Consider the following 23,033-nt stretch of genomic DNA (forward strand, 5'->3'; position numbering starts at 1 on the left):
TCAACAGCAAAACTAAAAAACCCGCCCAGACCGAAGTCAGAGCGGGTTTTTCAAACGTGGAGCTAAGGGGATTCGAACCCCTGACCCCCACACTGCCAGTGTGGTGCGCTACCAACTGCGCCATAGCCCCGTTTGTCGTGCCCCACGAAGTTACACCACCGCTACCCCAGGTTCAAAATCGCTGGTCAGGGGACCTCTCCACCGGCCTCCGGACCGAGCGCACGAGCCGGAGTGTGCTCGGCGGAGGGGCGTCCGCGGGTCTCCGGAGCGAAGATCCAGCCGACTGCGGCGATCAGCAGGATCACCCCGCTGATCACGAAGGCCCACGAGAACGACAGGTACTGCGCGATCAGTCCGACCAGCAGTGAACCGCCGACGGAGCCGACGTCGGCCATCATCTGGAATGTCGCCACCGCGGTGCCGCCGCGGGCCTTGTTTCCGATGATGTCGGCCACCGCGGCCTGCTGTGGCGCGGTGAAGATGCCGGTCGAGAAGCCCGCGATGTAGGCGCTCACAAGAAACAGCGTCAGCCCGTCCGTGAACCCGACCATCACGGTCGAGATCCCGGCCGCGGTGAGCCCGACGATCAGCAGCAGGCGCCGCCCCACCCGATCCGAGAGGTAACCGCTGGGGATCACCGCGGACACGTTGCCGACCGCGAAGGTGGCCAGCGCCAGCCCTGCCATCCCGGGCCCGCGGTGCAGTACATCGACGATGAACAACGGCACCAAGGCAATTCGGAGCCCGAAGGCCGACCACCCGGTGGCGAAGTTCGACAGCAGCGCCGCCCGGTAGGCGCGGTTGCGCAGTGCCGTGCGCACGGTCACCTTCGGGCCTTCGTCCGGCGCGGGCGCGGCCAGCGACGAGTGCCGCAGGCTGATGAACACCACCGCGGCCGCCACCAGCAGGGCGGCACCGTAGATCACGAACGGCGCGTTCAGGCCGAGCCCCGCGGTGAGGCTGCCGAGCACCGGCCCGCCGACCGAGCCGATCAGGAATGCCGAGGAGAACATGCCGGCCACGCGACCGCGGGCATCCTCGGGGCTCACCCGGATCATCAGGCCCAACGCCGAGACGAAGAACATCGTCGAGCCGACGCCGCCCAGCGACCGGAACAACAGCAGCTGCCAATACGTCTGCGCGAACGCGCAGGCGCCGGTCGTGACGGCGACGATCAGCAGCCCCCACACGTAGATCCGGCGCTCCCCCAGCCGCTGGATCAGCACCCCGGTGGCCGGGGCGAAACACAGCCTCATCAGGGCGAACGCGGTGATGACGAAGGTCGCGGCGCTGATGCTGACGCCGAAGTGGCGGGCGTAGGCCGGCAGCACCGGCGCCACCACGCCGTAACCGAGCGCGATGACGGCATTGGCGACGATCAGGACCCAGACTTCACCAGGCAGCTTCGACTTGGTGTCGCTCTGACCGGGCTCGTTCTGCTCCTCGCGTGCGCAGTCGCCCTCCGTAAGGCTCACCCAATGACTGTATTAACCACGTCCTTGGCGGCTTCCTGCACCTCCGCAAGATGGTCCGGACCGAGGAAGGACTCGGCATAGATCTTGTAGACGTCCTCGGTGCCCGACGGCCGTGCGGCGAACCAGGCGTTCTCCGTCGTGACCTTCAGCCCGCCCAGCGCCGCCCCGTTGCCCGGCGCGGAGGTCAGCTTCGCGGTGATGGGCTCACCGGCCAGCTCGGTGGCGCTGACCTGCTCGGGTGACAGTTTGGCCAGCCGGGCCTTCTGATCCCGGTCGGCGGGCGCGTCGATGCGCGCATACGTGGGCGACCCGTAACGTTCGGCCAGTTCGGCATAGCGCTGCGACGGGGTCGACCCGGTGATCGCCAGGATCTCCGAGGCCAGCAGCGCCAGGATGATGCCGTCTTTGTCGGTGGTCCAGGTCGACCCGTCCATGCGCAGGAACGACGCCCCGGCACTCTCCTCGCCACCGAATCCGATGCCGCCGCCGATCAGCCCGTCGACGAACCACTTGAACCCGACCGGCACCTCGACCAGCTTGCGATCCAGCCCGGCCACGACCCGGTCGATGATCGAACTGCTCACCGCGGTCTTGCCCACCGCGGTGGCCGCCGGCCAGTTCGGCCGGTGGGTGTAGAGGTAGTCGATCGCCACGGCCAGGTAGTGGTTGGGGTTCATCAGCCCGCCGTCGGGGGTGACGATGCCGTGCCGGTCTGAGTCCGCGTCGTTGCCGGTCGCGATCTGATAGGTGTCGGGGTGGCCGATGACTTTCGAAACAAGCCCAGCCATGGCATTCGGTGAACTGCAGTCCATCCGGATCTTGCCGTCGGTATCCAGGGTCATGAACCGCCACGTGGCGTCCACCAGCGGGTTCACCACGGTCAGGTCTAGGTTGTACCGCTCTGCGATCGCGCCCCAGTAGTCCACGCTGGCCCCGCCGAGCGGGTCGGCTCCGATGCGGATGCCCTCGGCCCGGATCGCGTGCAGGTCCACCACATTGGCCAGATCCGCGACATACGCGTCGAGGTAGTCATGACGCTGGGCGATCTGCAACGCCCGCGACAGCGGCATGCGTTTCACGTCCTTGAACCCATCACGCAGGATTTCGTTGGCGCGCTTGGCAATCCAGCCCGTAGCGTCGGTGTCGGCCGGACCGCCGTTGGGCGGGTTGTACTTGAAGCCGCCGTCGCGCGGCGGGTTGTGCGATGGGGTGACGACGATGCCATCGGCCAGGTCCGCGTCACGGCCCTGGTTGAAGGTCAGGATGGCGTGGCTGACCGCGGGTGTCGGGGTGTAGCGGTCGGCCGCGTCCACAACAGCTACAACGTCATTGGCGGCCAGCACCTCCAGTGCCGACGCCCAGGCCGGTTCCGACAGCGCGTGGGTGTCGCGGCCGAGGAACAGCGGACCCGTGGTGCCCTGCGCGGCGCGATATTCGACGATGGCCTGGGTGGTGGCCAGGATGTGGCCTTCGTTGAACGCGGTGTCCAGGCTGGAGCCGCGATGGCCGGAGGTGCCGAACACCACCTGCTGCGCAATGTCATCGGGGTCGGGCCGCCGGGTGTAGTAGGCGGTCACCACCGCGGCGACGTCGATCAGATCCTCGGGTTGAGCCGGTTGCCCGGCGCGGGGATTGGCAGCCATGGACCCGATTGTGCTCTCGATCGGATGTCGCTGCCCGGCGGTCACGCGCCGGACGCCATACTTTTGGCTTATGTTCGGCCACGACCCCCGAGAATTGGCCGCGGTGTTCGTCGGCGGCGCCCTGGGCACACTGGCGCGCGCCGGCCTGGCGGTGCTCGCGGCACCTCAACCCGGGCACTGGCCGTGGCCGACGTTCATCGTGAACATCGTCGGCGCGTTTCTGCTGGGGTACTTCACCACGCGGCTGCTGGAGCGACTGCCGGTGTCGAGTTACCGCCGGCCGCTGCTGGGCACCGGCGTGTGCGGCGGGCTGACCACGTTCTCCACGATGCAGGTCGAGACGGTCACAATGCTCGAACACGGGAACTGGGCATTGGCCGCGGGTTATACCGCGGCCAGCATCGCCGCCGGCCTGCTCGCGGTGGTGGTCGCAACCGCTCTGGTGCGTCGGGCCATGGTGCGCGGATGACGGCCGTCGTGGTGTGGACCGGAGTGCTGCTGCTGGGCGGCGCCGGGGCGGTCTGCCGATTTCTGCTAGACCGTGCGGTGTCCGCCCGTCACACCCGCGGCTTCCCGTTCGGCACCCTGGCGGTCAACCTGAGCGGCGCCTTCCTTCTCGGGTTCCTGGGTGCCCTGGCGCTGGACCGGCACGCCGCCCTGCTGGCCGGCACCGCATTCGTCGGTTCCTACACGACGTTCTCCACCTGGATGCTGGAGACGCAACGCCTGAGCGAGGAACGCCGGGTCTGGCCCGCGGTGGGCAACATCGTGGTCAGCGTGGCGCTCGGCCTGGCCGCGGCGTGGCTGGGCATGTCGCTGGGAGGCCGGTTGTGACCACCACCGACTACCTCAAGCTGACCGCCTATTTCGCCGAGCGGCTGCGCCACGAGCACCGCTTCGCCGCCGATGCGCTCCTGGATCTGTACGGCGGCAGCGACATCGCCATCAGTGTGATGCTGCGCGGGATCTCCAGCTTCGGTCCGCACCACCATTTGCGCACCGACGAGACGCTGAGCGCCTCGGAGGATCCGCCCGTCGCCATCACGGCTGTCGATGCGGCCGACAAAATCTCCGCGCTGGCCGAGCAGACCGTGGAGCTGGTTCCCCGCGGCCTGATCACCCTGGAACGGGCCCAGTTGATCCGCCGCCAATCGCCCGCCCCGACGGTTGCCGACGCCTGCAAGCTCACCGTCTATGTCGGCCGTCATCACCGGATCGGTGGAGCTCCCGCCTACCGCGCGGTGTGCGACCTGCTGTACCAGCGCGGCTTCGCGGCGGTCACCGTGTTTCTGGGAGTCGACGGCACCGCACACGGGCGGCGTCGACGCGCCGCGTTCTTCAGCCGCAACACCGAGGTTCCGCTGATGATCATCGGGCTCGGGACCGGAGCCCAGGTGGACGCCGTGCTCGGTGAGCTCACCGAGCTCTTGCAGAACAACCCGCTACTCACCGTCGAGCGGGCACAGCTGTGCAAGCAAGGCGGACAGCTGCTGGCCCACCCGGCCGGACTGCCGGACACCGACGCCCAGGGCCGCCCACTGTGGCAGAAGCTGATGGTTCACACCTCCGAGACCGCCCACCACGACGGGGTGCCCATCCACCGGGCCATCGTCCGCACGCTGCTGCAGTCCGGCGCCGCAGGCGGCGCCACCGTGCTGCGCGCGGTGTGGGGCTTCACCGGCGAGGGCAGGCCGCACGGAGACAAGCTGTTTCAGTTCGGACGCCAGGTGCCGGTGACGACGATCGTTGTCGATACGCCGCAGCGGATCGCCGCGTCGTTCGAAATCATCGATGAACTCACCCGCGAGCACGGCGTGGTGAGCGCCGAGATGGTGCCCTCGGCAACCGTTGTCGACGGCGGCCGGCGCCACGGCGGGACTGATCTGGCGCGCTTCAGTTACTGACCTCACAGCCAGGCTGGTAAGGCTAGCCTATCTTTCCTCTGCCGTGTACCGTGCCACCCCATGCAGTCGACAACACCCGAAGCGGTCAGCGCCGCCCTCACCGAGATCCTTCGCGACGACATGAACGTCGATGTCCGCCGGGTGACCAGGGAATCCCGTCTCATCGACGACGTCGGCCTGGACTCGGTGGCGTTCGCCGTCGGCATGGTCGCGATCGAGGACAAGCTCGGGGTTGCCCTGTCCGAAGAGGACCTGCTCAGCTGCGACACCGTAGGTGACCTCGAAGCGGCCATCCTGGCGAAAGTGCCTGCCGCGCAGAGCAGCCAGTGAGCGTGCTGGCAACGGCGCTCGCCGCGTCGCTGACCACCACCGACGCCGACCTCGTGGTGTACGACCACGAGACCCGCACCTGGAACCGTCACCCGTGGGGCGAGGTGTACGCGCGCGCCGAGAACGCCGCCGAACAGATCGGCCAAGACGGGTCGACGGCGGTCGGAGTGGTCGGCGAGCCCACCGTCGAGGGCATCGCGACGGCCCTCGGCGCCCTACTAGCCGGTGCGGCACTGTCGGTACTGCCCGGGCCGATCCGGGGCGCGGACGCGGACACCTGGGTGCAGTCCACGTTGAACCGGTTCTCCGGCATCGGCGTGGGCACCGTGTTCAGCCACGGCGCCTACCTGGACCTGCTGCGTCCGGCCGAGACCTCGCTGAAGATCCACGACGACACCGTCGTCGCCCACACCCGCCGCTCCACCGCGCTGGCGTTGGGAACCGGCCAGTTCGCGGTCCTGCAGGGCACCGCCGGCTCCACCGGCACCCCCCGCACCGCACAGCTGACACCTTCGGCCGTGCTGGCCAATCTGCGCGGGCTCAGCGAGCGGATCAGTCTGTCGCACAGCGATGTCGGCTGCTCGTGGCTGCCGCTCTACCACGACATGGGACTGACCTTCCTGCTGGCCGGAGCGCTCGGCGGCATCGAGGTGTGGCAGGCCCCGACAATGGCATTCGCAGCCTCCCCGTTCAGCTGGGTGCGGTGGCTCACCGAGAGCCGCGCCACCCTGACCGCCGCGCCGAACATGGCCTACGGCCTGATCGGCAAGTACTCCAAGCGCTTGACCGATCTGGACCTGTCGGCCCTGCGGTTCGCACTCAACGGCGGCGAGCCCGTCGACTGCGAGGCCACCAGCCGGTTCGGCACCGAGCTGTCCCGGTTCGGCTTCAACCCCGGAGCCCTCTCACCGTCCTATGGGATGGCCGAATCATCCTGTGCGGTCACGGTTCCCGTTCCGGGACGCGGTGTGGTTCTCGACGAGATCACCGTCGAGACGGACGCCGGGTCCAACCGCCAACAGCTCGCGGTCCTCGGTGACGCCATCGGTGGGATGGAAGTGCGCCTGCGGCCCAGCGAAGACAATGCGGGCATCGTCGGCCGCGACGTGGGCGAGGTCGAGATCCGGGGCACCTCGATGATGTCGGGCTACCTCGGCCAGACACCGCTGAACCCCGACGACTGGTTCGCCACCGGCGATCTCGGCTATTTCGTCGACGGCGGACTGGTGGTCTGCGGACGCACCAAGGAACTGATCACGGTGGCCGGGCGCAACATCTTCCCCACCGAGATCGAGCGGGTCGCCGCTCAGGTCAAGGGTGTTCGTGAAGGCGCCGTCGTGGCCGTGGGCGCCGGCGAGAAGTCGGTCCGCTCCGGCCTGGTGATCGCAGCCGAGTTCCGCGGCCCCGACGAGGCCGGGGCCCGCAGCCAGGTCATCCAACAGGTGGCATCCGAGTGCGGCATCGTGCCCGCCGACGTGGTGTTCCTGACGCCGGGGTCACTCCCCCGCACCTCCTCGGGCAAGCTGCGCCGCCTGGAGGTCAAACGACAATTGGAGACAGCGAAGTCATGACCGCCACAGTGCCCACACCGGCGCCGGCCACCACCACGCTCGACGAATACCGTGACCTGCTGGATCGGGTGTTCGACGACCAGGTCAAGGCATGGACCGCCGAAGCCGAAGAGACCGAGAGCTTTCCGCGTCAACTCATCGAGCACCTCGGCCGCAACGGGGTGTTCTCCGAGAAGTGGGGCGACGGGCAGCAACCCGACGTCGCCAAGCTGGTCGAGTTGGCCCTCGCACTGGGCCGGACCGGATCCTCGGGCATCGGTGTGGGTGTCAGCCTGCACGATTCGGCCATCGCCCTGCTGCGCCGCTTCGGCAAATCCGACCACCTGCGCACCATCTGCGAACAGGCCATCCACGGCGAAGCCGTGCTCTGCATCGCGGCCTCCGAGGAGTCCGGAGGTTCGGACCTGCAGATCGTGGAGACCGAAGTCCGCACGGCCCGTGACGGATTCGAGATCAAGGGCGTCAAGAAGTTCGTCTCCCTCTCGACCATCGCCGATCACATCATGGTGGTGGCCCGCAACGTCGACCACGACCCGACCAGCAGGCACGGCAACGTCGTCGTCGTCGCGGTGCCGACCTCCCAGGTCGAGATCCAGACCCCCTACCGCAAGGTCGGAAACGGACCGCTGGCCACCGCTGCGGTGCACATCGACACGTGGGTGCCCGCCGACCATCTGGTCGCCCGGGCCGGCACCGGACTGGCGGCGATCTCCTGGGGATTGGCCCACGAACGCATGTCGATCGCCGGACAGGTCGCCGCCGGATCACAACGGATCCTCGGAATCACATTGGCGCGCATGATGAAACGCCGGCAGTTCGGCCACACGCTCTATGAGCACCAGGCGCTGCGGATGCGGATCGCCGACCTGCAGGCCCGCGTCGATCTGCTGCGTTACGCCCTGGCCGGGGCCGCGGCGCAGGGCAAGCTCGATCTCCGGGCCGCCGCCGCCTTCAAGGTGACCGCCGCCCGGCTGGGCGAAGAGGTCGCATCCGAGTGCATGCACATCTTCGGCGGGTCCGGCTATCTCGTCGACGAGACGCCACTGGGCAAGTGGTGGCGCGACATGAAGCTGGCCCGCGTGGGTGGCGGCACCGATGAGGTGCTGTGGGAGCTGGTGGCCGCGGCCATGAAGCCCGACTACGACGGCTACGCCGAATTCGCCGGAGCCTGAACCGGTTCGGGAATTACCCGGCGGCGCCCAGGGCGTCGTCGGGTGTGCGCGGCAGCGCGTAGAGGGCCATCCGCCGGTTGGACATCTGGTGCTCGCCCAGGAATTCGCATCCCGCCCATTCACACACCCGGCGGGCGCCGTTGTTGCGATGGTCCGGATCGAACATGACCCGCCGGCATTTCGGTTCGAGCTCGAACACGTTGGCCACGATGCGCGGCAACAAGATCGGGCCCATGCCGCGGTTGACGAATCTCAGATCGGCGATCGCGGCGTGCATGCCGATGTCATACGGATCGGCGGCGTAGCGGGGCGCGATGGAATCCTTGGCCGCCCGGTACAACTCGATGTACCCGACCGGCTTGCCGCGAAAGCTCGCGATGAACGGCCGCGAGTACTCACCGTCGAGCTGAGCCTGCAGGTATCGGCGCCAGCGGTCCGGCGCCCAGTCGTACTCCCAGGCCTCCACCAGGTGCGGGCGGTTCATCCATTCCGAGACCAGCTCGGCGTCGGCACCGGCGTCGGCCACCCGGATGTCGTACGGCTCGGCCAGGACCGGGGTGGGAGGGGCGTCGACCGCGCGTACCTCGTCGGTGATGTCGGTCAGCTCACGCTTGAGCACGGGGGCCCCGGACAGGTCGGTCACGTCGGTATCGATATCGCTCATTTGAGCGCCGAGCCTACCGCAGCGAATGAGGGTAGGTTTACCTTCCTCCCTGGGCTCGAACTCAGGTCAGCAGCTTGGCCAGGACCGTCAGGTGACTGAGGTCGAGTTCGCGGGTGGCGGTCACCAAGGTGACCGGACCGGCGCTGACCAACGCCCGCAACTCGTCGAACGCCGCGGCCTCCTCACCGGACTGCAGCTCCTGGGTGTACCGCGCGGTGAACTCGTCGTACCGCTCCGGCTTGTGGTCGTACCAGTGACGCAACTCCGTGGACGGAGCAACCGCGCGCAGCCAATGCCCTACCCGTGGATCGGTCTTCTTCAGGCCCCTGGGCCACAGTCGGTCGACCAGGACCCGCCGCCCCTCATCGGGCTCGGGCTCGGTGTACACCCGGGCCAGCCGCACACGGTTCTTCTCGGCCATGACATGCCATGGTAGGAGGCATGAGCCTCGATCGGGTGGCAGATCTGCAGCGCTGGGAAGATTCCGGCGCACACTGGTGCGTCCTCAACCGCACCGCGAACAGCCTCACGATCGCGTTGCTGCGATGCGATGGCGGCGAGGAAGTGGACCGGTTCACCTCCGGCGATCCGCGACTGCTCGATTTCGTGGGTGTCCGTACCTCGAGCGACGACCCGGAACACCCCGCCTGATCAACTGGCCGGGCCGAAACGTGCCAGCCGGGCCAGGTGGTCACGGTCCTCCACACCGAGCTTGGCGAACATGCGGTAGAGATGCCCGTCGACGGTGCGCACCGAAAGACACAACTTGCCGGCGATCTGGCGGTTGCTCATCCCGATACCGACGAGGTTGGCGATCTCCCACTCACGCTCGGTGAGCGGCAACGGGTCTCCGGCGCAGCACAGAGCCGGGGTCAGCGCACCACTCTGGTTCGACAGCCACAGGGCCCTGGCGGCCGATTCCAATTCACCGCCGCGGGAACCGGCCCGGGCATGCTCTCTGGCCGCGTGGGCGGCCGCATCGGCGGCCAGGCCCAGTGCACCGATGACCTCGAACCGGTCCGTTGCCGCGACCAGTTGATCGGGATCATGGCGGGACAGGCCCGCGCTGTGCGCGGCGATGGCCTCGGCCAGCCGGCCACCGACGCGGCGCGCCAGTTGCTGGATCCTGCGGTGACCTGAGGTTTCCCCGAAACGCAGCGCAGTGTGCATGGCCGTGAGCTCGACCGCGTCCATGCCGGCCGCCTTGGCGCGCTGTGCCGCCCGGGTCGCATGGTCCACCGCCGATCTCGTGTCACCGTTGGCTGCCGCCGTCCAGGCCCTGGCCAGCGCCAGCTCTGGGCCGAACACCTCGAGCGGGCCGGCTGCGGCCGCCTCGGCCCGCCGCAGCGCGGCGCCCGCGGCCGAGCCGTTGCCCCGCATCCCCTCGGCTTGGGCCAGCCATGCGGCGACCACCATCAGCCACCCCGGCGGGAGTACCTGCGGGGCGGCCCACAATGCGGCCTGCAGCGCCTCACCCGCTGAAGCCAGGCAGCCGCGGGCCAACGCCACCCGCCCACTCAGCGCGGTGACGATGGCGTCGGCCTGCGGAGAACCGGCCGCCAGCACGGCATAGCGGTCACAGACCCGCTGTGCCCGCTCCAGATCCCCTTCGGTCGCAGCCGCCGATACCTGCGCGAAAGCCAGCCAGTAACGCTGCGGCCCCGACTCGCAATCCTCGGCGGCCAATTCACCGGCCTGAGCGACCGCGGCGACCTCGGCCGAACGGCCCGACAGGGCCAGCGCACTCGAGGTGGCCAGCGCCGCCCATACGTTCGCCGTCGACCCGTTGGTGCTCGACGACGCCTCGGTGCCGAGCGTTTGGGTGCCCAGCGTGATCGCATCGGCGAGCTCGCCGGCGAAGAACGCGAAGACCGCTTCCATCGCCACGACCAGGCTCAACGTCTGTGGGCAGTGCACCTGTTGCCGCACCATGGCCAGTACCGACCGCGCGGCGTCGAGACGGGCACACCCGAAGAACAGGTTGGATGCGCGCAGGCAGCCCCACCGCGCCAGCGTCGGTTCGTCGTCGGCCGGTGGCATCGACCGGGCCAGCAACTCCTCGGCCTGCTCTCCGCGACCCTGCCAGCTCATCGCGTCGGCCAACACGATCGCCGCGGGCACCCCGGCGCCGTGATCGAGTGCGTACCGCGCCAGCTCCTCGCCCAGCGCCAGATTGGACATCGTGACCGCGCTGGCCGCGGCGTCGGCGATGACGCCCGGGTCAGCCGGCCCGTCGCCTCCCGCCATGAAGCGCGCCAGCTGGATGCGTCCCCGGACGTCAGGGAGCCGCCCGTTGTTCGGCGACTCCAGATGCGCCCCCAGCAGGGCCGCCAGCAGCGTATTGATCTGCCGGGAGCGAGTTTTCGAGCAGCGGCTGCGGGCGACTTCTCCGATGATCGGGTGCCCGGGCTGCACAAGGGTGCACGTCGCGTCGTTGAGCACCTTGATCGCCCCCCTGCGCTCGACCCGGGCGATCGCGTCGAGGTCGCAGGCCGCTGCCAACACATCCCAGTCGAGCACCTCGGCGGTGGAGACCACCTCCACCACATCGCGTTCGTCGGGTGTCAGGGTGTCGAACCGCGAATTGATCAGTGCGTGCAGATCGGCACTCACCCGCAGCTGCCCGCGCAACCGCCACCGTCCCTGATCACAGACCAGCACCGCATCGCCCAGGGCCGCGTTGAGCGCACCCCGCAGGTAGAGCGGGCTGCCCGAGGAGAACCGGTGCAGTTCCGCGACCGCACGATCGTCGACTTCGCCGCCCAACACGGCCGTGGCCAGTTCACCGGTCTGCTGCCGGGTGAAAGGCTCGAGGTCCAGCCGTAGCAGGAGCTGTTCTTTCCACAACGCCGTTACCGCATCGGATGTGGTCGCGCCGTTCCCGATGGTGACGATCAGTCTCGGCGAGCCGTGCACCGCCAGTTGCTGGACCAACAGTGCCGACAACGGATCGAGGTGCTGCGCGTCGTCGACCACGATGACCAGTTCCGGATCGGAGGCCAGCATCTCGTGTGCCACGGCGAGCATCACCGTCGGGTCATGCGCATCGGTGAGGGTGAGCGCGTGGCGAAATGCCCCGAGCGGCACCGCCTGCCCGGTCTCGGTCCCCAGCACGAACCGGACCGGACAACCGTCAGCCTCCAGCCCCTCGGCCAGTACCCGCGCCAGGGCCGATTTGCCCACTCCGGCTTTTCCGGCCAGAACGACCCCGCGCGAGCCGCCCCGCAGCGCCTGCGCGGCCTCGCGCAGCTCCACATCCCTTGCGACAAATGGCCAGTCCGACAAAAACGACCCCCAGATGTTCTCAGGCGCTACCCGGTGACGGTACGCCGGTGCAAGAATTTGTAACGGCTATTCACCGCCGCCGCAACGCGAATCTTTGCCACAGAAAACACTTCTCGGGCCAGTGCGGCACACGCGCCGAGCGACTACACCGCCGGTTCCAGCTCCCAGCCGCCCGCGCGCATCACCGCGACGACAGACAGGTCCGCGTCCAGCGCCACGAGATCGGCTGCGGCCCCGGGGATCAAGCCGTCACCGGGGAGTCCCATCGCCCGCGCCGGGTTGAGCGAGGCCTGACGAACTACGAGCAACAGCGCCTCGTCGCGGGGCAGCCCGCTGTGGGTGACAGCGAATCGGACCATCTGGTCCATGGTCGCCGTGCTCCCGGCGACGGTGTCGGTGCCCCCGACGTAGGCGACCCCGTCCACCACGTCGACCCGCACCGGCCCCAGGTGATACCGCCCGTCGGACATGCCGGTGGCCGCCATCGCATCGGTTATCAGCGAGACGCGATCGGGGCCGACGGACCGCGTGACATGCCGATAGATGGCCGGATCGATGTGGACCCCGTCGGTGATGAGTTCGACGGTGACGGAGGGATCTTCGAGCAACGCGATCACCGGCCCCGGCTCACGCCGGTCGATCGGGCGCATGGCGTTGAACAGGTGCGTGCCAACCGTTGCCCCGGCCCCGATCGCCGCGCGGGTCTGTTCGTAGGTCGCCTCGGTATGGCCGACGGCCACCACCACACCGGCGTCGACGAACTGCCGGATCGCCGCCGGCCCACCGGTGCGTTCGGGGGCGATGGTCACCATCCTGATCGTTCCCGCAGCGGCGGCGAGCAGGCGGTCGATCTCCACCGGATCCGGATCACGCATGAGCGCGGGCTGATGGGCCCCGCACCGCACGGTCGACAACCACGGCCCTTCGAGGTGGATTCCGTCGATCCGGCCCGCGCGGACGTCCTCGGCCCGCGCCTCCACCTGTTGCAGCAGATCGTCCGAGGTCGCGGTGACCAGAGACGCGATCATGGTGGTGGTGCCGTGCCGACGGTGCAGCGCCACCGCGGCCGACGTGTCGGCCGCCGACGGGACCGAGAAGCTGCCGCCGCCACCGCCGTGCGTATGGATGTCGACGAAACCCGGCACCAGGGTCACCGGGCCCAGATCACGATCGGCAGGCCGGGGTGGCGCACCCGTGCCCACCGCCGCCACCCGGCCGTCTGCCACGTCAATCCACCCCGGCCGCAACAGTTCTGCGCCCGTGATCAGCGTGCCGGCGGTCAGCAACATTCAGATGCCCTGCCAGACAGGCTTCGACCGGTAGGTCTCACGGTAGTAGTCGATCAGCTGAAGGCGCTGTGCCGCAGCGTCATCAAGGAGAACCGTGACATGCGGGTGATGCTGCAGGATGGTGGCGGGCCACATGGCACTGACTGCACCCTCGACGAGATGATGCACGGCTTCGGCCTTACTGCGGCCGGAGGCCACCAGGATCACGTGCCGGGCGGCCATTATGGTGGCCAGCCCCTGCGTCAGGCAGTGCGTCGGCACCGCCGCCAGATCGTCTCCGAAGAACCGGGCGTTGTCGAGGCGGGTCTGCTGCGTCAGCGTCTTGATGCGGGTGCGCGACGCCAGCGACGACCCGGGCTCGTTGAAGGCGATGTGCCCGTCGGTACCGATGCCGACGATCTGCAGATCCACACCGCCGGCGTCGCGAATGGCATCCTCGTATGCCGCGCACGCCGCGGGGATGTCGGTCGCCAGGCCGTCGGGACCCAGCACCGCGCCAGGGGCGAAGTCGACGCGCGAGACGAACACGGTGTCGATCACGTTGCGGTAGCGCTCGGGATGGTCGGCGGGCAGGCCGACGTACTCGTCGAGGGTGAACCCGCGGGCCTGCCGGAACGAGATCTGTCCGGCGGCACACCGCGCGGCGAGTTCGTCGTAGATCGCCAGGGGCGACGAGCCGGTGGCGAGGCCCAGAACCGCATCCGGCTTGCGGCCGAGCAGCGCGCCGACCGCGTCGGCAGCCACGCCGCCGATCTTGGCGGCATCGGCGAGGATGACGACTTCCATCTACTTGTTCGCCGTGAAAAGCATTGCACCCGCAGCGATGTCGGCCGCCGCGGTCACCGGCTCGGCCACGGTCACGTTGCCGGGCTCACGCTCGTCCATGACCACAACGGGGACAATCGGATTCAGGCCCTTCGCCTCGATGGCAGGGACGTCGTAGGTGATCACCACCTGGCCGGCCGTGACCTCGTCGCCCTGCCCCACATGGGTGGTGAAACCTTCTCCGTTCAACGCGACGGTGTCCAGGCCGAGGTGGACCAGGACACCGACGTTGTCGGCGGTCATGATGACGTACGCGTGCGGCATCAGCTTCAACAACTTGCCGCTGACCGGGGCAACCGCGTCGATCACGCCGCGCGGTGGGTCCACCGCGGCGCCGTACCCCACCATGCCTGCCGAGAACACAGGGTCCGGAACATCCTGGAGTGCCACTGCGCGCCCCGCAACCGGGGCGAGTACTCGCGTGCTGCTCACTGTGCGGCTCCTTCGTGGCTCGGGGTGCTAGTGCCACAAACAATACGAGCGCGGCCGTAAGACGGCCTCGAGTTTACGGGTTCTCGTCTAAGCTTCCGCTCAGCTTCGCGGCGGGTCACGCTGGGTGGCCGGAAGGGGCGATAAGGCGATGAGCGGTACGACGAAATCTGAAGTTGCACAGGCGAAATCCGGCCTGCGCATACCCGCGTTCGCACAACTGCAACGGCTCGGCAAGAGCCTCATGCTGCCCATCGCCGTGCTGCCCGCCGCAGGCATCCTGCTGCGGCTGGGCCAACCAGACCTGCTGGGCCGGATCGACTCCCCCGTGATCGGCCCGTTCTTCAAGGCGATGAGTTCGGCCGGCGACGCCCTGTTCACCAACCTGCCGCTGCTCTTCGCGGTCGGTGTCGCGATCGGCTTCGCCCGCAAGGCCGACGGCTCGACGGCCCTGGCCGCGGTGGTCGGCTACCTGGTGATGTCGGCAGTCTTCAAGACCATGTCCCCCATCGTGCTGGCCGGCGAGGTGGACAAGGCCGGCGATCAAGCCCAGATCAACTACAGCGTGTTCGCCGGGATCGTGGTGGGCCTGGTGACGGCCTGGTTGTTCGACCGCTACCACACCATCCAATTGCCTTCGTATCTCGGCTTTTTCGGAGGACGGCGGTTCGTTCCGATCGTCGTGTCGCTGGCAAGCTTGTTCATCGCCTTCCTGATGAGCTACTTCTACCCGATCTTCGATGCCGGCCTGACCGGCCTCGGCCGGTTCATCGGCGGCAGCGGCGCGCTGGGCGCATTCGTCTACGGGTTCGCCAATCGCATGCTGATACCTCTGGGCCTGCACCACATCCCGAATTCGTACGTGTGGTTCATCTACGGCGACTACCAGACCGCTGACGGCAACGTGGTCACCGGCGAACTCACCCGGTTCGCAGCCGGCGATCCGACCGCGGGCATCCTCACCTCGGGGTTCTACCCGGTGCTGATGTTCGGCCTGCCCGCCGCGGCGCTGGCGATGATCCTGGCCGCGAACAAGAAGCAACGCAAGGTTGCGGTCGGCATCCTCTCGGCCGCCGCCCTGACCGCATTCCTGACCGGCGTGACCGAACCGCTGGAGTTCGCGTTCATGTTCGTGGCATTCCCGCTCTATGTCATCCACGCGGTGCTGACCGGGCTGTCCCTGGCGATCGCCTACCTTCTCGACATCCATCTGGGCTTCTCGTTCTCGGCCGGGCTCCTCGACCTGTTGCTCTACGGCGGAGCACCCGCGGCGAAGAACATCTGGCTATTGGTCGTGATGGGGGCGGTGTTCTCGGTCGTCTACTTCGTGATGTTCTACGTCGCGATCACCCGATGGAACATGCGCACACCCGGCCGTGAACCCGAGACCGAGTTCGACGCCGAGGAACAGGCCAACCTCGGTGAGGGCGCCGATTCCACCACCACCGTGACGGTCGGCGGAACCGGCACGCTGACCGCGCCGGCCCGGACGGACACTCAGGCCGAGCAGATCATCGCGGCGTTCGGCGGCCGGGAGAACCTGGTCGATGTCGATGCCTGCATCACCCGACTGCGCATGGAGGTCGCCGACAAGAGCAAGGTCGACCACGACCGGCTGAAGGCGCTCGGCGCCGCGGGCGTCATCGAGGTCGGCAACAGCGTCCAGGCGGTGTTCGGCACCAGTTCCGAGGACCTGAAGAACGCCATCGCCGACAGCCTGTAGCCCTCGACCGACCTCAGACCGACAGCAGCCGCTGGAAGAAATCGCGATAGCGCGTGAGGGCCACGCGGAGATCTTCGGTGGACGCCTCCTCGCCTCGAGACCACTGCGCCTCAAGCCGGGACCGGGTGTCGGCGAAACTCGCCGTGAGCTGTTCGACGACTTCCGCCACGAGGTTGTCCGCTTTCTGGACACAGTCTTTCGGGTCGTCGACGAACGCCGCCTGCACGTCGTTCCAGCGCGAGTGCAATCCCGACCGATGCTCGTCGGCGAACAACAACGTGTTGTCGTCGCTGGGCGCCTCGGCCTCGGCAGCCCCTGAATCCGCCTCGCGGGCGGGCTCCGCCGTATCCGCACCCCGGGCCTGCGGCACCTGCTGTGTCTGTGGTGCCTGCGGGCTCTCCGCCACACTCGTGTCCTGAGGTGGGACGGTGGTCGCTTGTTCATCGTGGGTGGTCATGCCCGCGCCTCCTTCGTCGAATCCGTGCCGGCTTCGTTCGTGTCGGCCTCACGCCGGGCCGGGGTGTCGTGTTCGTGTTCGCCCTCGGCTACACGTTCGGCAGTCCGGGTGTCGGGCCGGGCCTGCGGTTCTTCGGCGGTCTGTGTTCCGGGCGCTGCGCCAACCAACTGCTCGAAGAGGGCGCGATAGTGCACGAGCGCCTCACGTTGCGCCTCGGTGCCAATCTCGCCCTGTTCCTGGGCAAGGTGCAGGATGTGCGCAGAGCGGTAGTGCTCGACCACCTTGGGATGGTCGACCGAGACGTCAGCAGCACGCTGCTCGAAATCGTCTATCGGATAACCTCGTTCGCGCATCACCTCGGTCACCAGGCGATCCGCCTCGCCGACCGATTTCGCCGGGTTGTCGACGAACCCAGCCTGGGTCACGCCCCACGCTTCGACGTACCGTGTCCGGGATTCCGGCGTCAACTCATTGATCTTCAGCTTGTTGTGTTTCCGTTCGCGCGCAAGCAGTTCCCGCTCCGCTGCACGCTGGCCGCCTGCTGATTCGACGGCGTGCTCATACTCCGGCCCGAACTGTTCCCTGAGCCGTTCACTGCGCTTCTGCCGCATCATCGCTGCGACCACGACCACCGCCAGCAACACGATGACCACGGCAACCGCGACGATGACGATCCAACTCCATGTAGGCATTTCCTGACCTCCTGCGGCCAGGGATACCCGCCTACGGTCTACAGAAACGTCAATACTGGGCCGCGTCCGATGGTCAGCGACAATATGACCTGGTGGCGTGGTCCAGCGCCCGCCGATACAGCGGATCCAGACTTCGCGCCGTGACCACGCCGTCGACGGCACTCGCCAGATCGGCCGGGCACGACGGCGAATGCAGGGCCGGCCACCGGTCGGCGATCTCGTTCACCATGGTGCGGTTGAGCGCGTCGATGGCGCTTCGCGACGAGGCGAGGTCGGGCGCACTCGCGGGCGCGGTCGCCGGATCCAGCTTCCACTGCGAGAACAGGCCGTACTCCACGGCGACGGTCGCGTCGATCTGGTCCCGGAACACCTGGCCCACGTAGGCCGGGTCGATGTGGCGGCCGGCGGCATCTGCGGTGGTGGTGTCGATCACCTGCTGCTCGCGACGCGGGTCTTCGATCGATCCCCCTGTGCGGAACTTGTTGGCGGCCACCGGGTCTGCGGTCTGCAAGCGCTGCGCTGCGGCGTCGACCAGTGGCAACAGCGGGCTGGGGTCCTGCGCGCGGGCAAGCGGAGCGCCGAACAGCACCGAGAGCGTCAGGCCACCGACCGCGGCGATTCGGGCCAGCATCAGAGCTTGGCGAAGCAGGCGTCGTCGGATTCGTCGTTGGGAATGGACGCGTCCTGGCTGGAGAACTTGCCCACCACCCCGGTGTCGGTCACCGAGACGCTGTCGGCGTGGATCCCGAGCGGGTAAGCGTCGTTCAGCTTCGAAGTGAGGCCATCGAGCGCCGCCTGCACGGTGTCCTTCTCGAACGGCCCGCTGACGTCGGTGATCTGCAGATCCAGGTTTCCGTTGTTCACCACCGGCTTTGCGGTCACTTTGGTGTCCCCCACCGCCTCCATGGTGATGGTTCCCGCGGACGGGTCGGTGCTGACATCGGTGACCAGGGCGCCGACCCCGGGCAGGTTCTCCGCCACCGTGTCCTTGATGCCGGCCGCGGTCCAGGTCAGTGTGGCGCTCAACGAACCGATGGTGCCCTTGGAGTCCTCGGTGCCCTGCAAGCGGATGTCGGACAACGCCACGTCCGCGGTCATCCCTTTGGCGGCCTGCACCTGCTTGCCGCCGGTTTCCACCGAGATGTTGGTGTAGTGGCCGGTGATGTGCTGCCACAGGAACGGCGGCTTGACCCCGAACGAGACGGAGGCACTGTCCTCCACCACGCATTCGGCGACCGCGACGAGCACCGAGCCGGCCTTGTGCCGGGCGTACAGTTCGCCACCGGTCAATCCGATGACCACGAGCGCGACGATCATGACAGCGCCAAGGAGGATCGCCTGCGGGCTGCGCCATCGTGAGGACGGCTCGGCCGGCTCGGGCCGGCTTCCCCGGGGCCCGGCAGTGGGCGGCTGCTGCGGTGGCGGTCCCGCCGGGCGAGGAGCCGTCGGCGGCTGCGGCCGCGCGATCTTCTGCGTCGCGGCTTCCGGCGGCTGATTGCGGGCCCGGATCTGCTCCGTTGCGGGTTCCGGCGGCTGGCGGCGCGCGCGTATCTGCTCGGTCGGCGCCTCGGGGCGTCCTGGCCGGGGCAGTCGCCGGGTCGCCGGGTCGGGCGGCGGCACGGGACCGCGGCCTTGCCGGCCGGGCTCACCGGGGCGTTGCGGCGGTGTCGGCACCTCCGCAATTCTGCCCCATCACCCAGGTGCTCAGGAGCGTGGCGCGCCTGTGGGTTCGCTCCTCATTCCGGGCTGCCCGCCGTGTTGCCCGCCAGGCCCGGCGCCACCGCATCGGGCCGTTTTTGCAGGCCCGCGGGGTTTACGGTGGCGGCCGCGGCGATCGACAGCGCGGCGATCAGTAAGCAGATCACCGCGTAGGCGAGGCTGCCGACGGGATCACCGGCGGCGGTGACGCCGTCGACGGCGCCGAAGTACGCCGGCAGGGCCGTCAGCCACAGGACCGTCATGACGACCAGGTACACCGCGGCGTAACCCAGGATCAGCGGGTTGGAGTAACGCACGGTTGCCGGGTCGCTGTCTTTGCGCAGGCTCGACCACTGACTGAACAGCACCGGAATCGCCACCAGGGTGAGCACGACCAGTTCGGCGGCGTAGACCACTCCGCCCACCGTGGTGCTGCCCGAGATCGACGTGGCGAGCGTGGCGGGCAGGGGCAACACCGCCGTGCCGATCGATGCCAGCACGCCGACCACGATGGTGCGGCCCAGGATCTCCCAGCCGCTGAACGTCTTGCCCTCCAGGACGTGGCGACCGACGAACAGCTGCACACAGAACGCGAGCGACATCGGCCACAGCGCGGCGAACACGACCACGCTCGGCAGCGGCACGGAATCGAAGAACGGCTGGTTCATCGGGTGGTCCAGCGTCCACTCCCACCACCGCAGCTGCGGCCCGATGTGATCGAAGATCTCGTAGAACGCGTGGTGGACGAACCCGACGCAGATCGCGCCGACCAGGACACCGCGCCGGCGGAAGACACCGAGGATCCGGACGATCTCGTAGGCCACCGTCGCCATCATCGGGTAGATGGCCACGATGTAGAGCGGCAGCCGACCCCACAGGAAGTCCACGGTGAACACGTTGTGCGCGAACATCGTGTCGACGTGTTCGGCGATCCCGAACGCACCGGGGAAATACAGCGGCGGTTCGATGATCAGCAGATAGGCGATGGCGCCGAACCACAGGACCAGGTTGGTCGGGTCGTTGTGACGGCGCAGCCGCACGATCGCATACACCAGGGCCAGCACCGCGCCGGCGATGACGGTGATCTCCAGCACCGGCAACGTCCAGTTCTCCAGCCCGAACGGGTTGCGGAACTCGATCAGGCCCCCGGCCGTGTCACACGAAAAGCCCAGGCGCTGAGCCAAACCCGAGAATGTCGGGGTACACAGGTCAGACATCGGCGGCGCTCACTTTCTGCGTCGGCGCCTTGTCGGCGGTGTACCACTGGGTGACCTCGTAGCCGTCCTCGTACCGCTGGAACCACTCGTCGGCCAGCACCGGCAGCTTCTCGTGGGCCGGGTTGTGGCCCGGGACCTGGCTGCGAACCACGCCCGCGACGGCTGTCAGCATCTCACGTTTGGGCAGGTGCGCGAACGCGTTCGCGACCGGCCCGTCGTACGGGGTCTTGGTGAACGGAAGCTTTTGCAGCAGAGCCTTTTTCCGGGCCTGCATGCCGAACATCGACATCGCGTCGATCTGGCGCTCCTCCAGCGGAACATGCTTGTTGAAACCCTCGCAGGCGATCTTCATCACTGCCCACACGTGCTTGAAGATCGACGGGGCGACCCGCATCCGGTACCACGGGTCATCCGCGACCGCGTCGTAGATGATCAGCGCCGAGCTGCGGTGCTCGACCTCTTCGACGAAGTGCCACAGGAACAGTGACGCCACCCGGTCGTCCCCCGGAGCGAACAGTGTGTCGTCATGGTCGAGCATCAGCTTGAAGACCGGGGTGAACGTCGCCTCCAGATCGGCGGTGTAGGCCAGCCGGTACTTCAGCGGCGTCTCGGCGGTCAGATCGTCGAATGCCTTGATCACCTCGTCGAGGGTTTCCTTCAAGGCCGGGTAGGTCTTGAGCAGCCCCTTGGCGTGCTGACGGTGGGCCATCGAGTGCTGGCCCTCCTGCCGCACGAAGGCCTGGGCCTCCTCGGCCACGGCGGGATCGGTGATGAACGGCATGGCCTCGGTGATCATCTGCCCGATCATCTTCTCGAAGGCGATGGCCAGGAACGACACCGCATTGGCCATCGACGAGAACGCCGGGTTGGCCTCGTTCCACAGGAACGGGACACGGTGGTCCGCGAACGCGAACCTCATCTTCCGCACGATCAGATCCGTCATGGGTGCCACCTCGCTTGTCCAAGCAATCATACAAAGAACGCCTTGCTTGTATGATTACTACACGCGGGCGCGGCCCGTCAACGGCGGGTGGCGATATCCTGCAGAGATGTTGTTGCCCAGGAATCCAGGCCGTGGCGCGTAGGCGCGGGTGGGACGGGCGACCGCCCGGCAGCGACGAGGAAGCCTCCGAACGCATCGTGGCCGCCGCCGTGCAGCTGATCGCGGAGACCGGCACCGGGATCAGCATCGCCGACGTCGCGGCGTCGCTCGGCGTGATCCGGCAGACCGTGTACCGCTACTTCCCCACCGCCGAGTCCCTGATGCACGCCGCGGCCATCGCCACGGTCGAAGGATTTCTCGACCGGCTCGCCGAGAGCGTGCGCGGCATCACCGATCCGGCCGAGGCGATGACAGAAGGTGTCATGTTCACCTTGGCTGAGGTGACCCGAATTCCGCACCTCCGAATCATGCTGTCCGGGCCCCAGGCCGCCGCCAGTTCGGTCAATGTCGCCTCCGACGAAGGCCAGGCTTTCGGCATGCGCATGATCACCCGCTTCGACGTCGACTGGGAGAAGTACGGATACGACGAATCGGCACTGCGCGAGCTCGTGGAATTCACGCTGCGAACCATGCTGTCGTTCTTCGTCGCGCCGAACGAACCCACCCGCAGCCCCGAGGAGTTGCGGCGCTTCGTCAGACGGTGGCTGGGCGGGTCGATTCTGGCGCAGCCAACCGATGATTCGCGATGACATCGCCGAACACCGCGGGGATCAGCCGGTTGAAGATGTCGGCGCGCTCCCACTGCAGGAAGTGACCCGCCCCCGGAATCACCAACGGCCCGATGCGATCGAGAAACGCACGCTCGGTGCGGGGAACGAAATCCTCGCCGACCACATGATCCTCGGGTCCGTACAGCACCAAGGTGGGCACCTCGACCGCGGCCATCAGCGGGATCTCGGACATGGCGCGGCCGTAGGCGAGTTGATAGGACGCCCAGCCCGCACGTAGCCGCGCCTCGTCGGCGAACGGCTCGGTCATGAACTCCACGTCGGACTGGGTGAACGCATATGCCGAGCCCCACAACCGATTTGTGTACATCGCGGCCACCCACTGCCTGCGCGCTTCGGGCGTGGGCAGCATCGCGGCGAGGTCGTCGGGGAAGGCACCCTGCATCCAACGGTAATCACCGGTGGGATCCGCTGCGCCGCCCACCGATGACGGATGCCTGGTGCCGATGCCCGAGTAGTCGACACCCATGGGCGGCACGGTGTTGAAAACACAGAAACCCGTGACGAACCCGGGATACCGGTGGATCAGATCGGTGCTGACGACGGCACCCACATCTCCGGCTGCGATCAGGCAGGACTCGTGGCCCAGTTGGTCGTGCACCAACGCGTACAGGTCGCGGGAGTACGTGACGATGTCGTGCTGGTCGTCGGGCGGGATCGCGCTGTCGCCCATGCCGCGCAGGTCTGGGACGATGACCTCGAAGCCCGCCGCAGCCAGGGCCTCGATGTTGCGCCACCAGATCCGCTTGGTCTCGGGGTACCCGTGCACCAGCAGGAGGGGCATGCCGCCGACGCCCTCGCGGACGAACGCCAGCGAAACTCCGTCGGCGACAACGGCAGTATGAGTGGTGAACGCGTCAGCGGCCGGCGCCTGAGGTTGCGCCGGACGCTGACGCGGGTCGTAACGGAAATCCGCCATGGCGAAAGA

24 protein-coding genes and 1 tRNA gene are annotated in these 23,033 nt (G+C 67.9%); 9 read left to right on the forward strand and 16 right to left on the reverse strand.

The window, feature by feature from the left end; all coding sequences use genetic code 11:
* Positions 1 to 57: 57 nt before the first annotated feature.
* The 3 genes from ACNQR1_RS27130 to pgm all read right to left on the reverse strand — a co-directional run bounded on the left by ACNQR1_RS27130 (position 58) and on the right by pgm (position 3,118).
* Positions 58 to 130: transfer RNA gene (locus ACNQR1_RS27130), tRNA-Ala, on the reverse strand.
* A gap of 55 nt (positions 131 to 185) precedes the next feature.
* The gene (locus tag ACNQR1_RS27135) at positions 186 to 1,475 is read right to left on the reverse strand and encodes an MFS transporter (RefSeq protein ID WP_418048707.1); all 1,290 of its coding nucleotides are present in this window, start codon (positions 1,473 to 1,475) and stop codon (positions 186 to 188) included.
* Positions 1,472 to 3,118, reverse strand: coding sequence for a phosphoglucomutase (alpha-D-glucose-1,6-bisphosphate-dependent) (gene pgm / locus ACNQR1_RS27140; protein WP_418048708.1), 1,647 nt, complete (start codon positions 3,116 to 3,118; stop codon positions 1,472 to 1,474). The genes ACNQR1_RS27135 and pgm overlap by 4 nt, the downstream gene beginning before the upstream one ends.
* A gap of 70 nt (positions 3,119 to 3,188) precedes the next feature.
* Between pgm and crcB (ACNQR1_RS27145) the strand changes: the two genes are divergently transcribed.
* From crcB (ACNQR1_RS27145) to mbtN, 6 genes are read left to right on the forward strand one after another with little or no spacing between them, the layout of a single operon-like run.
* Positions 3,189 to 3,587, forward strand: a complete 399-nt coding sequence (crcB, locus tag ACNQR1_RS27145; protein WP_418048709.1) for a fluoride efflux transporter CrcB — start codon at positions 3,189 to 3,191, stop codon at positions 3,585 to 3,587.
* A complete protein-coding gene (gene crcB, locus ACNQR1_RS27150; RefSeq protein WP_418048710.1) occupies positions 3,584 to 3,952 on the forward strand; it encodes a fluoride efflux transporter CrcB in 369 nt (122 codons plus the stop codon). The genes crcB (ACNQR1_RS27145) and crcB (ACNQR1_RS27150) overlap by 4 nt, the downstream gene beginning before the upstream one ends.
* A complete protein-coding gene (locus ACNQR1_RS27155; protein WP_418048711.1) occupies positions 3,949 to 5,022 on the forward strand; it encodes a DUF190 domain-containing protein in 1,074 nt (357 codons plus the stop codon). Before crcB (ACNQR1_RS27150) ends, ACNQR1_RS27155 begins: the two co-directional genes overlap by 4 nt.
* A gap of 60 nt (positions 5,023 to 5,082) precedes the next feature.
* Positions 5,083 to 5,352, forward strand: a complete 270-nt coding sequence (locus ACNQR1_RS27160; RefSeq protein ID WP_019348478.1) for an acyl carrier protein — start codon at positions 5,083 to 5,085, stop codon at positions 5,350 to 5,352.
* A 5-nt stretch (positions 5,353 to 5,357) separates the two neighbouring features.
* On the forward strand, positions 5,358 to 6,923 hold the full coding sequence (gene mbtM / locus ACNQR1_RS27165) for a long-chain-fatty acid--ACP ligase MbtM (RefSeq protein ID WP_418050529.1): 1,566 nt from the start codon (positions 5,358 to 5,360) through the stop codon (positions 6,921 to 6,923).
* Complete coding sequence (mbtN, locus tag ACNQR1_RS27170) at positions 6,920 to 8,095, forward strand: mycobactin biosynthesis acyl-ACP dehydrogenase MbtN (RefSeq protein ID WP_418048712.1); 1,176 nt, start codon at positions 6,920 to 6,922, stop codon at positions 8,093 to 8,095. The genes mbtM and mbtN overlap by 4 nt, the downstream gene beginning before the upstream one ends.
* A 13-nt stretch (positions 8,096 to 8,108) precedes the next feature.
* Here the strand turns inward: mbtN and ACNQR1_RS27175 are convergent, their stop codons facing one another.
* Entirely contained in the window at positions 8,109 to 8,759 is a 651-nt protein-coding gene (locus ACNQR1_RS27175) for a GNAT family N-acetyltransferase (RefSeq protein WP_418048713.1), read from the reverse strand.
* 61 nt (positions 8,760 to 8,820) lie between these two features.
* Positions 8,821 to 9,180, reverse strand: a complete 360-nt coding sequence (locus tag ACNQR1_RS27180; RefSeq protein ID WP_418048714.1) for a DUF488 domain-containing protein — start codon at positions 9,178 to 9,180, stop codon at positions 8,821 to 8,823.
* 20 nt (positions 9,181 to 9,200) lie between these two features.
* On the opposite strand from ACNQR1_RS27180, the gene ACNQR1_RS27185 reads away from it, so the two are divergent.
* Positions 9,201 to 9,410, forward strand: coding sequence for a hypothetical protein (locus ACNQR1_RS27185; RefSeq protein WP_418048715.1), 210 nt, complete (start codon positions 9,201 to 9,203; stop codon positions 9,408 to 9,410).
* Here the strand turns inward: ACNQR1_RS27185 and ACNQR1_RS27190 are convergent, their stop codons facing one another.
* The 4 genes from ACNQR1_RS27190 to ACNQR1_RS27205 form a co-directional block, all read right to left on the reverse strand.
* Positions 9,411 to 12,044, reverse strand: coding sequence for a LuxR C-terminal-related transcriptional regulator (locus tag ACNQR1_RS27190; protein WP_418048716.1), 2,634 nt, complete (start codon positions 12,042 to 12,044; stop codon positions 9,411 to 9,413). It lies immediately after the preceding gene.
* A 143-nt stretch (positions 12,045 to 12,187) separates the two neighbouring features.
* Positions 12,188 to 13,333 carry an N-acetylglucosamine-6-phosphate deacetylase gene (nagA, locus tag ACNQR1_RS27195; RefSeq protein ID WP_418048717.1) on the reverse strand — a complete coding sequence of 382 codons (1,146 nt, stop codon included), beginning with the start codon at positions 13,331 to 13,333 and terminating at the stop codon, positions 12,188 to 12,190.
* Complete coding sequence (nagB, locus tag ACNQR1_RS27200) at positions 13,334 to 14,119, reverse strand: glucosamine-6-phosphate deaminase (protein WP_418048718.1); 786 nt, start codon at positions 14,117 to 14,119, stop codon at positions 13,334 to 13,336.
* Positions 14,120 to 14,590: a PTS sugar transporter subunit IIA gene (locus ACNQR1_RS27205; RefSeq protein WP_418048719.1), complete on the reverse strand. Its 471-nt coding sequence runs from the start codon at positions 14,588 to 14,590 to the stop codon at positions 14,120 to 14,122.
* 148 nt (positions 14,591 to 14,738) lie between these two features.
* On the opposite strand from ACNQR1_RS27205, the gene ACNQR1_RS27210 reads away from it, so the two are divergent.
* On the forward strand, positions 14,739 to 16,310 hold the full coding sequence (locus ACNQR1_RS27210; RefSeq protein ID WP_418048720.1) for a PTS transporter subunit EIIC: 1,572 nt from the start codon (positions 14,739 to 14,741) through the stop codon (positions 16,308 to 16,310).
* Between the two features lie 13 nt (positions 16,311 to 16,323).
* On the opposite strand, the gene ACNQR1_RS27215 is transcribed toward ACNQR1_RS27210, so the two are convergent.
* The 6 genes from ACNQR1_RS27215 to ACNQR1_RS27240 all read right to left on the reverse strand — a co-directional run bounded on the left by ACNQR1_RS27215 (position 16,324) and on the right by ACNQR1_RS27240 (position 21,317).
* The gene (locus tag ACNQR1_RS27215) at positions 16,324 to 16,767 is read right to left on the reverse strand and encodes a hypothetical protein (RefSeq protein WP_418048721.1); all 444 of its coding nucleotides are present in this window, start codon (positions 16,765 to 16,767) and stop codon (positions 16,324 to 16,326) included.
* Positions 16,764 to 17,459 carry a hypothetical protein gene (locus tag ACNQR1_RS27220; protein ID WP_418048722.1) on the reverse strand — a complete coding sequence of 232 codons (696 nt, stop codon included), beginning with the start codon at positions 17,457 to 17,459 and terminating at the stop codon, positions 16,764 to 16,766. The genes ACNQR1_RS27215 and ACNQR1_RS27220 overlap by 4 nt, the downstream gene beginning before the upstream one ends.
* A 73-nt stretch (positions 17,460 to 17,532) precedes the next feature.
* Positions 17,533 to 18,090: a chorismate mutase gene (locus tag ACNQR1_RS27225; RefSeq protein ID WP_418048723.1), complete on the reverse strand. Its 558-nt coding sequence runs from the start codon at positions 18,088 to 18,090 to the stop codon at positions 17,533 to 17,535.
* Entirely contained in the window at positions 18,090 to 19,133 is a 1,044-nt protein-coding gene (locus ACNQR1_RS27230; RefSeq protein WP_418048724.1) for an LmeA family phospholipid-binding protein, read from the reverse strand. Before ACNQR1_RS27230 ends, ACNQR1_RS27225 begins: the two co-directional genes overlap by 1 nt.
* Before the next feature lie 62 nt (positions 19,134 to 19,195).
* Positions 19,196 to 20,374: a hypothetical protein gene (locus tag ACNQR1_RS27235; RefSeq protein ID WP_418048725.1), complete on the reverse strand. Its 1,179-nt coding sequence runs from the start codon at positions 20,372 to 20,374 to the stop codon at positions 19,196 to 19,198.
* Complete coding sequence (locus tag ACNQR1_RS27240) at positions 20,367 to 21,317, reverse strand: metal-dependent hydrolase (protein ID WP_418048726.1); 951 nt, start codon at positions 21,315 to 21,317, stop codon at positions 20,367 to 20,369. Before ACNQR1_RS27240 ends, ACNQR1_RS27235 begins: the two co-directional genes overlap by 8 nt.
* Positions 21,318 to 21,448: 131 nt before the next feature.
* On the opposite strand from ACNQR1_RS27240, the gene ACNQR1_RS27245 reads away from it, so the two are divergent.
* Positions 21,449 to 22,066 (forward strand): TetR/AcrR family transcriptional regulator, encoded by a 618-nt coding sequence (locus ACNQR1_RS27245; protein ID WP_418048727.1) that lies wholly within the window; start codon positions 21,449 to 21,451, stop codon positions 22,064 to 22,066.
* On the opposite strand, the gene ACNQR1_RS27250 is transcribed toward ACNQR1_RS27245, so the two are convergent.
* Positions 22,011 to 23,024: an alpha/beta fold hydrolase gene (locus tag ACNQR1_RS27250; protein ID WP_418048728.1), complete on the reverse strand. Its 1,014-nt coding sequence runs from the start codon at positions 23,022 to 23,024 to the stop codon at positions 22,011 to 22,013. The genes ACNQR1_RS27245 and ACNQR1_RS27250 overlap by 56 nt on opposite strands.
* Between the last annotated feature and the right edge of the window lie 9 nt (positions 23,025 to 23,033).

The sequence above is a fragment of the Mycobacterium sp. 48b genome, from assembly GCF_048282725.1.
GTDB lineage: Bacteria > Actinomycetota > Actinomycetes > Mycobacteriales > Mycobacteriaceae > Mycobacterium.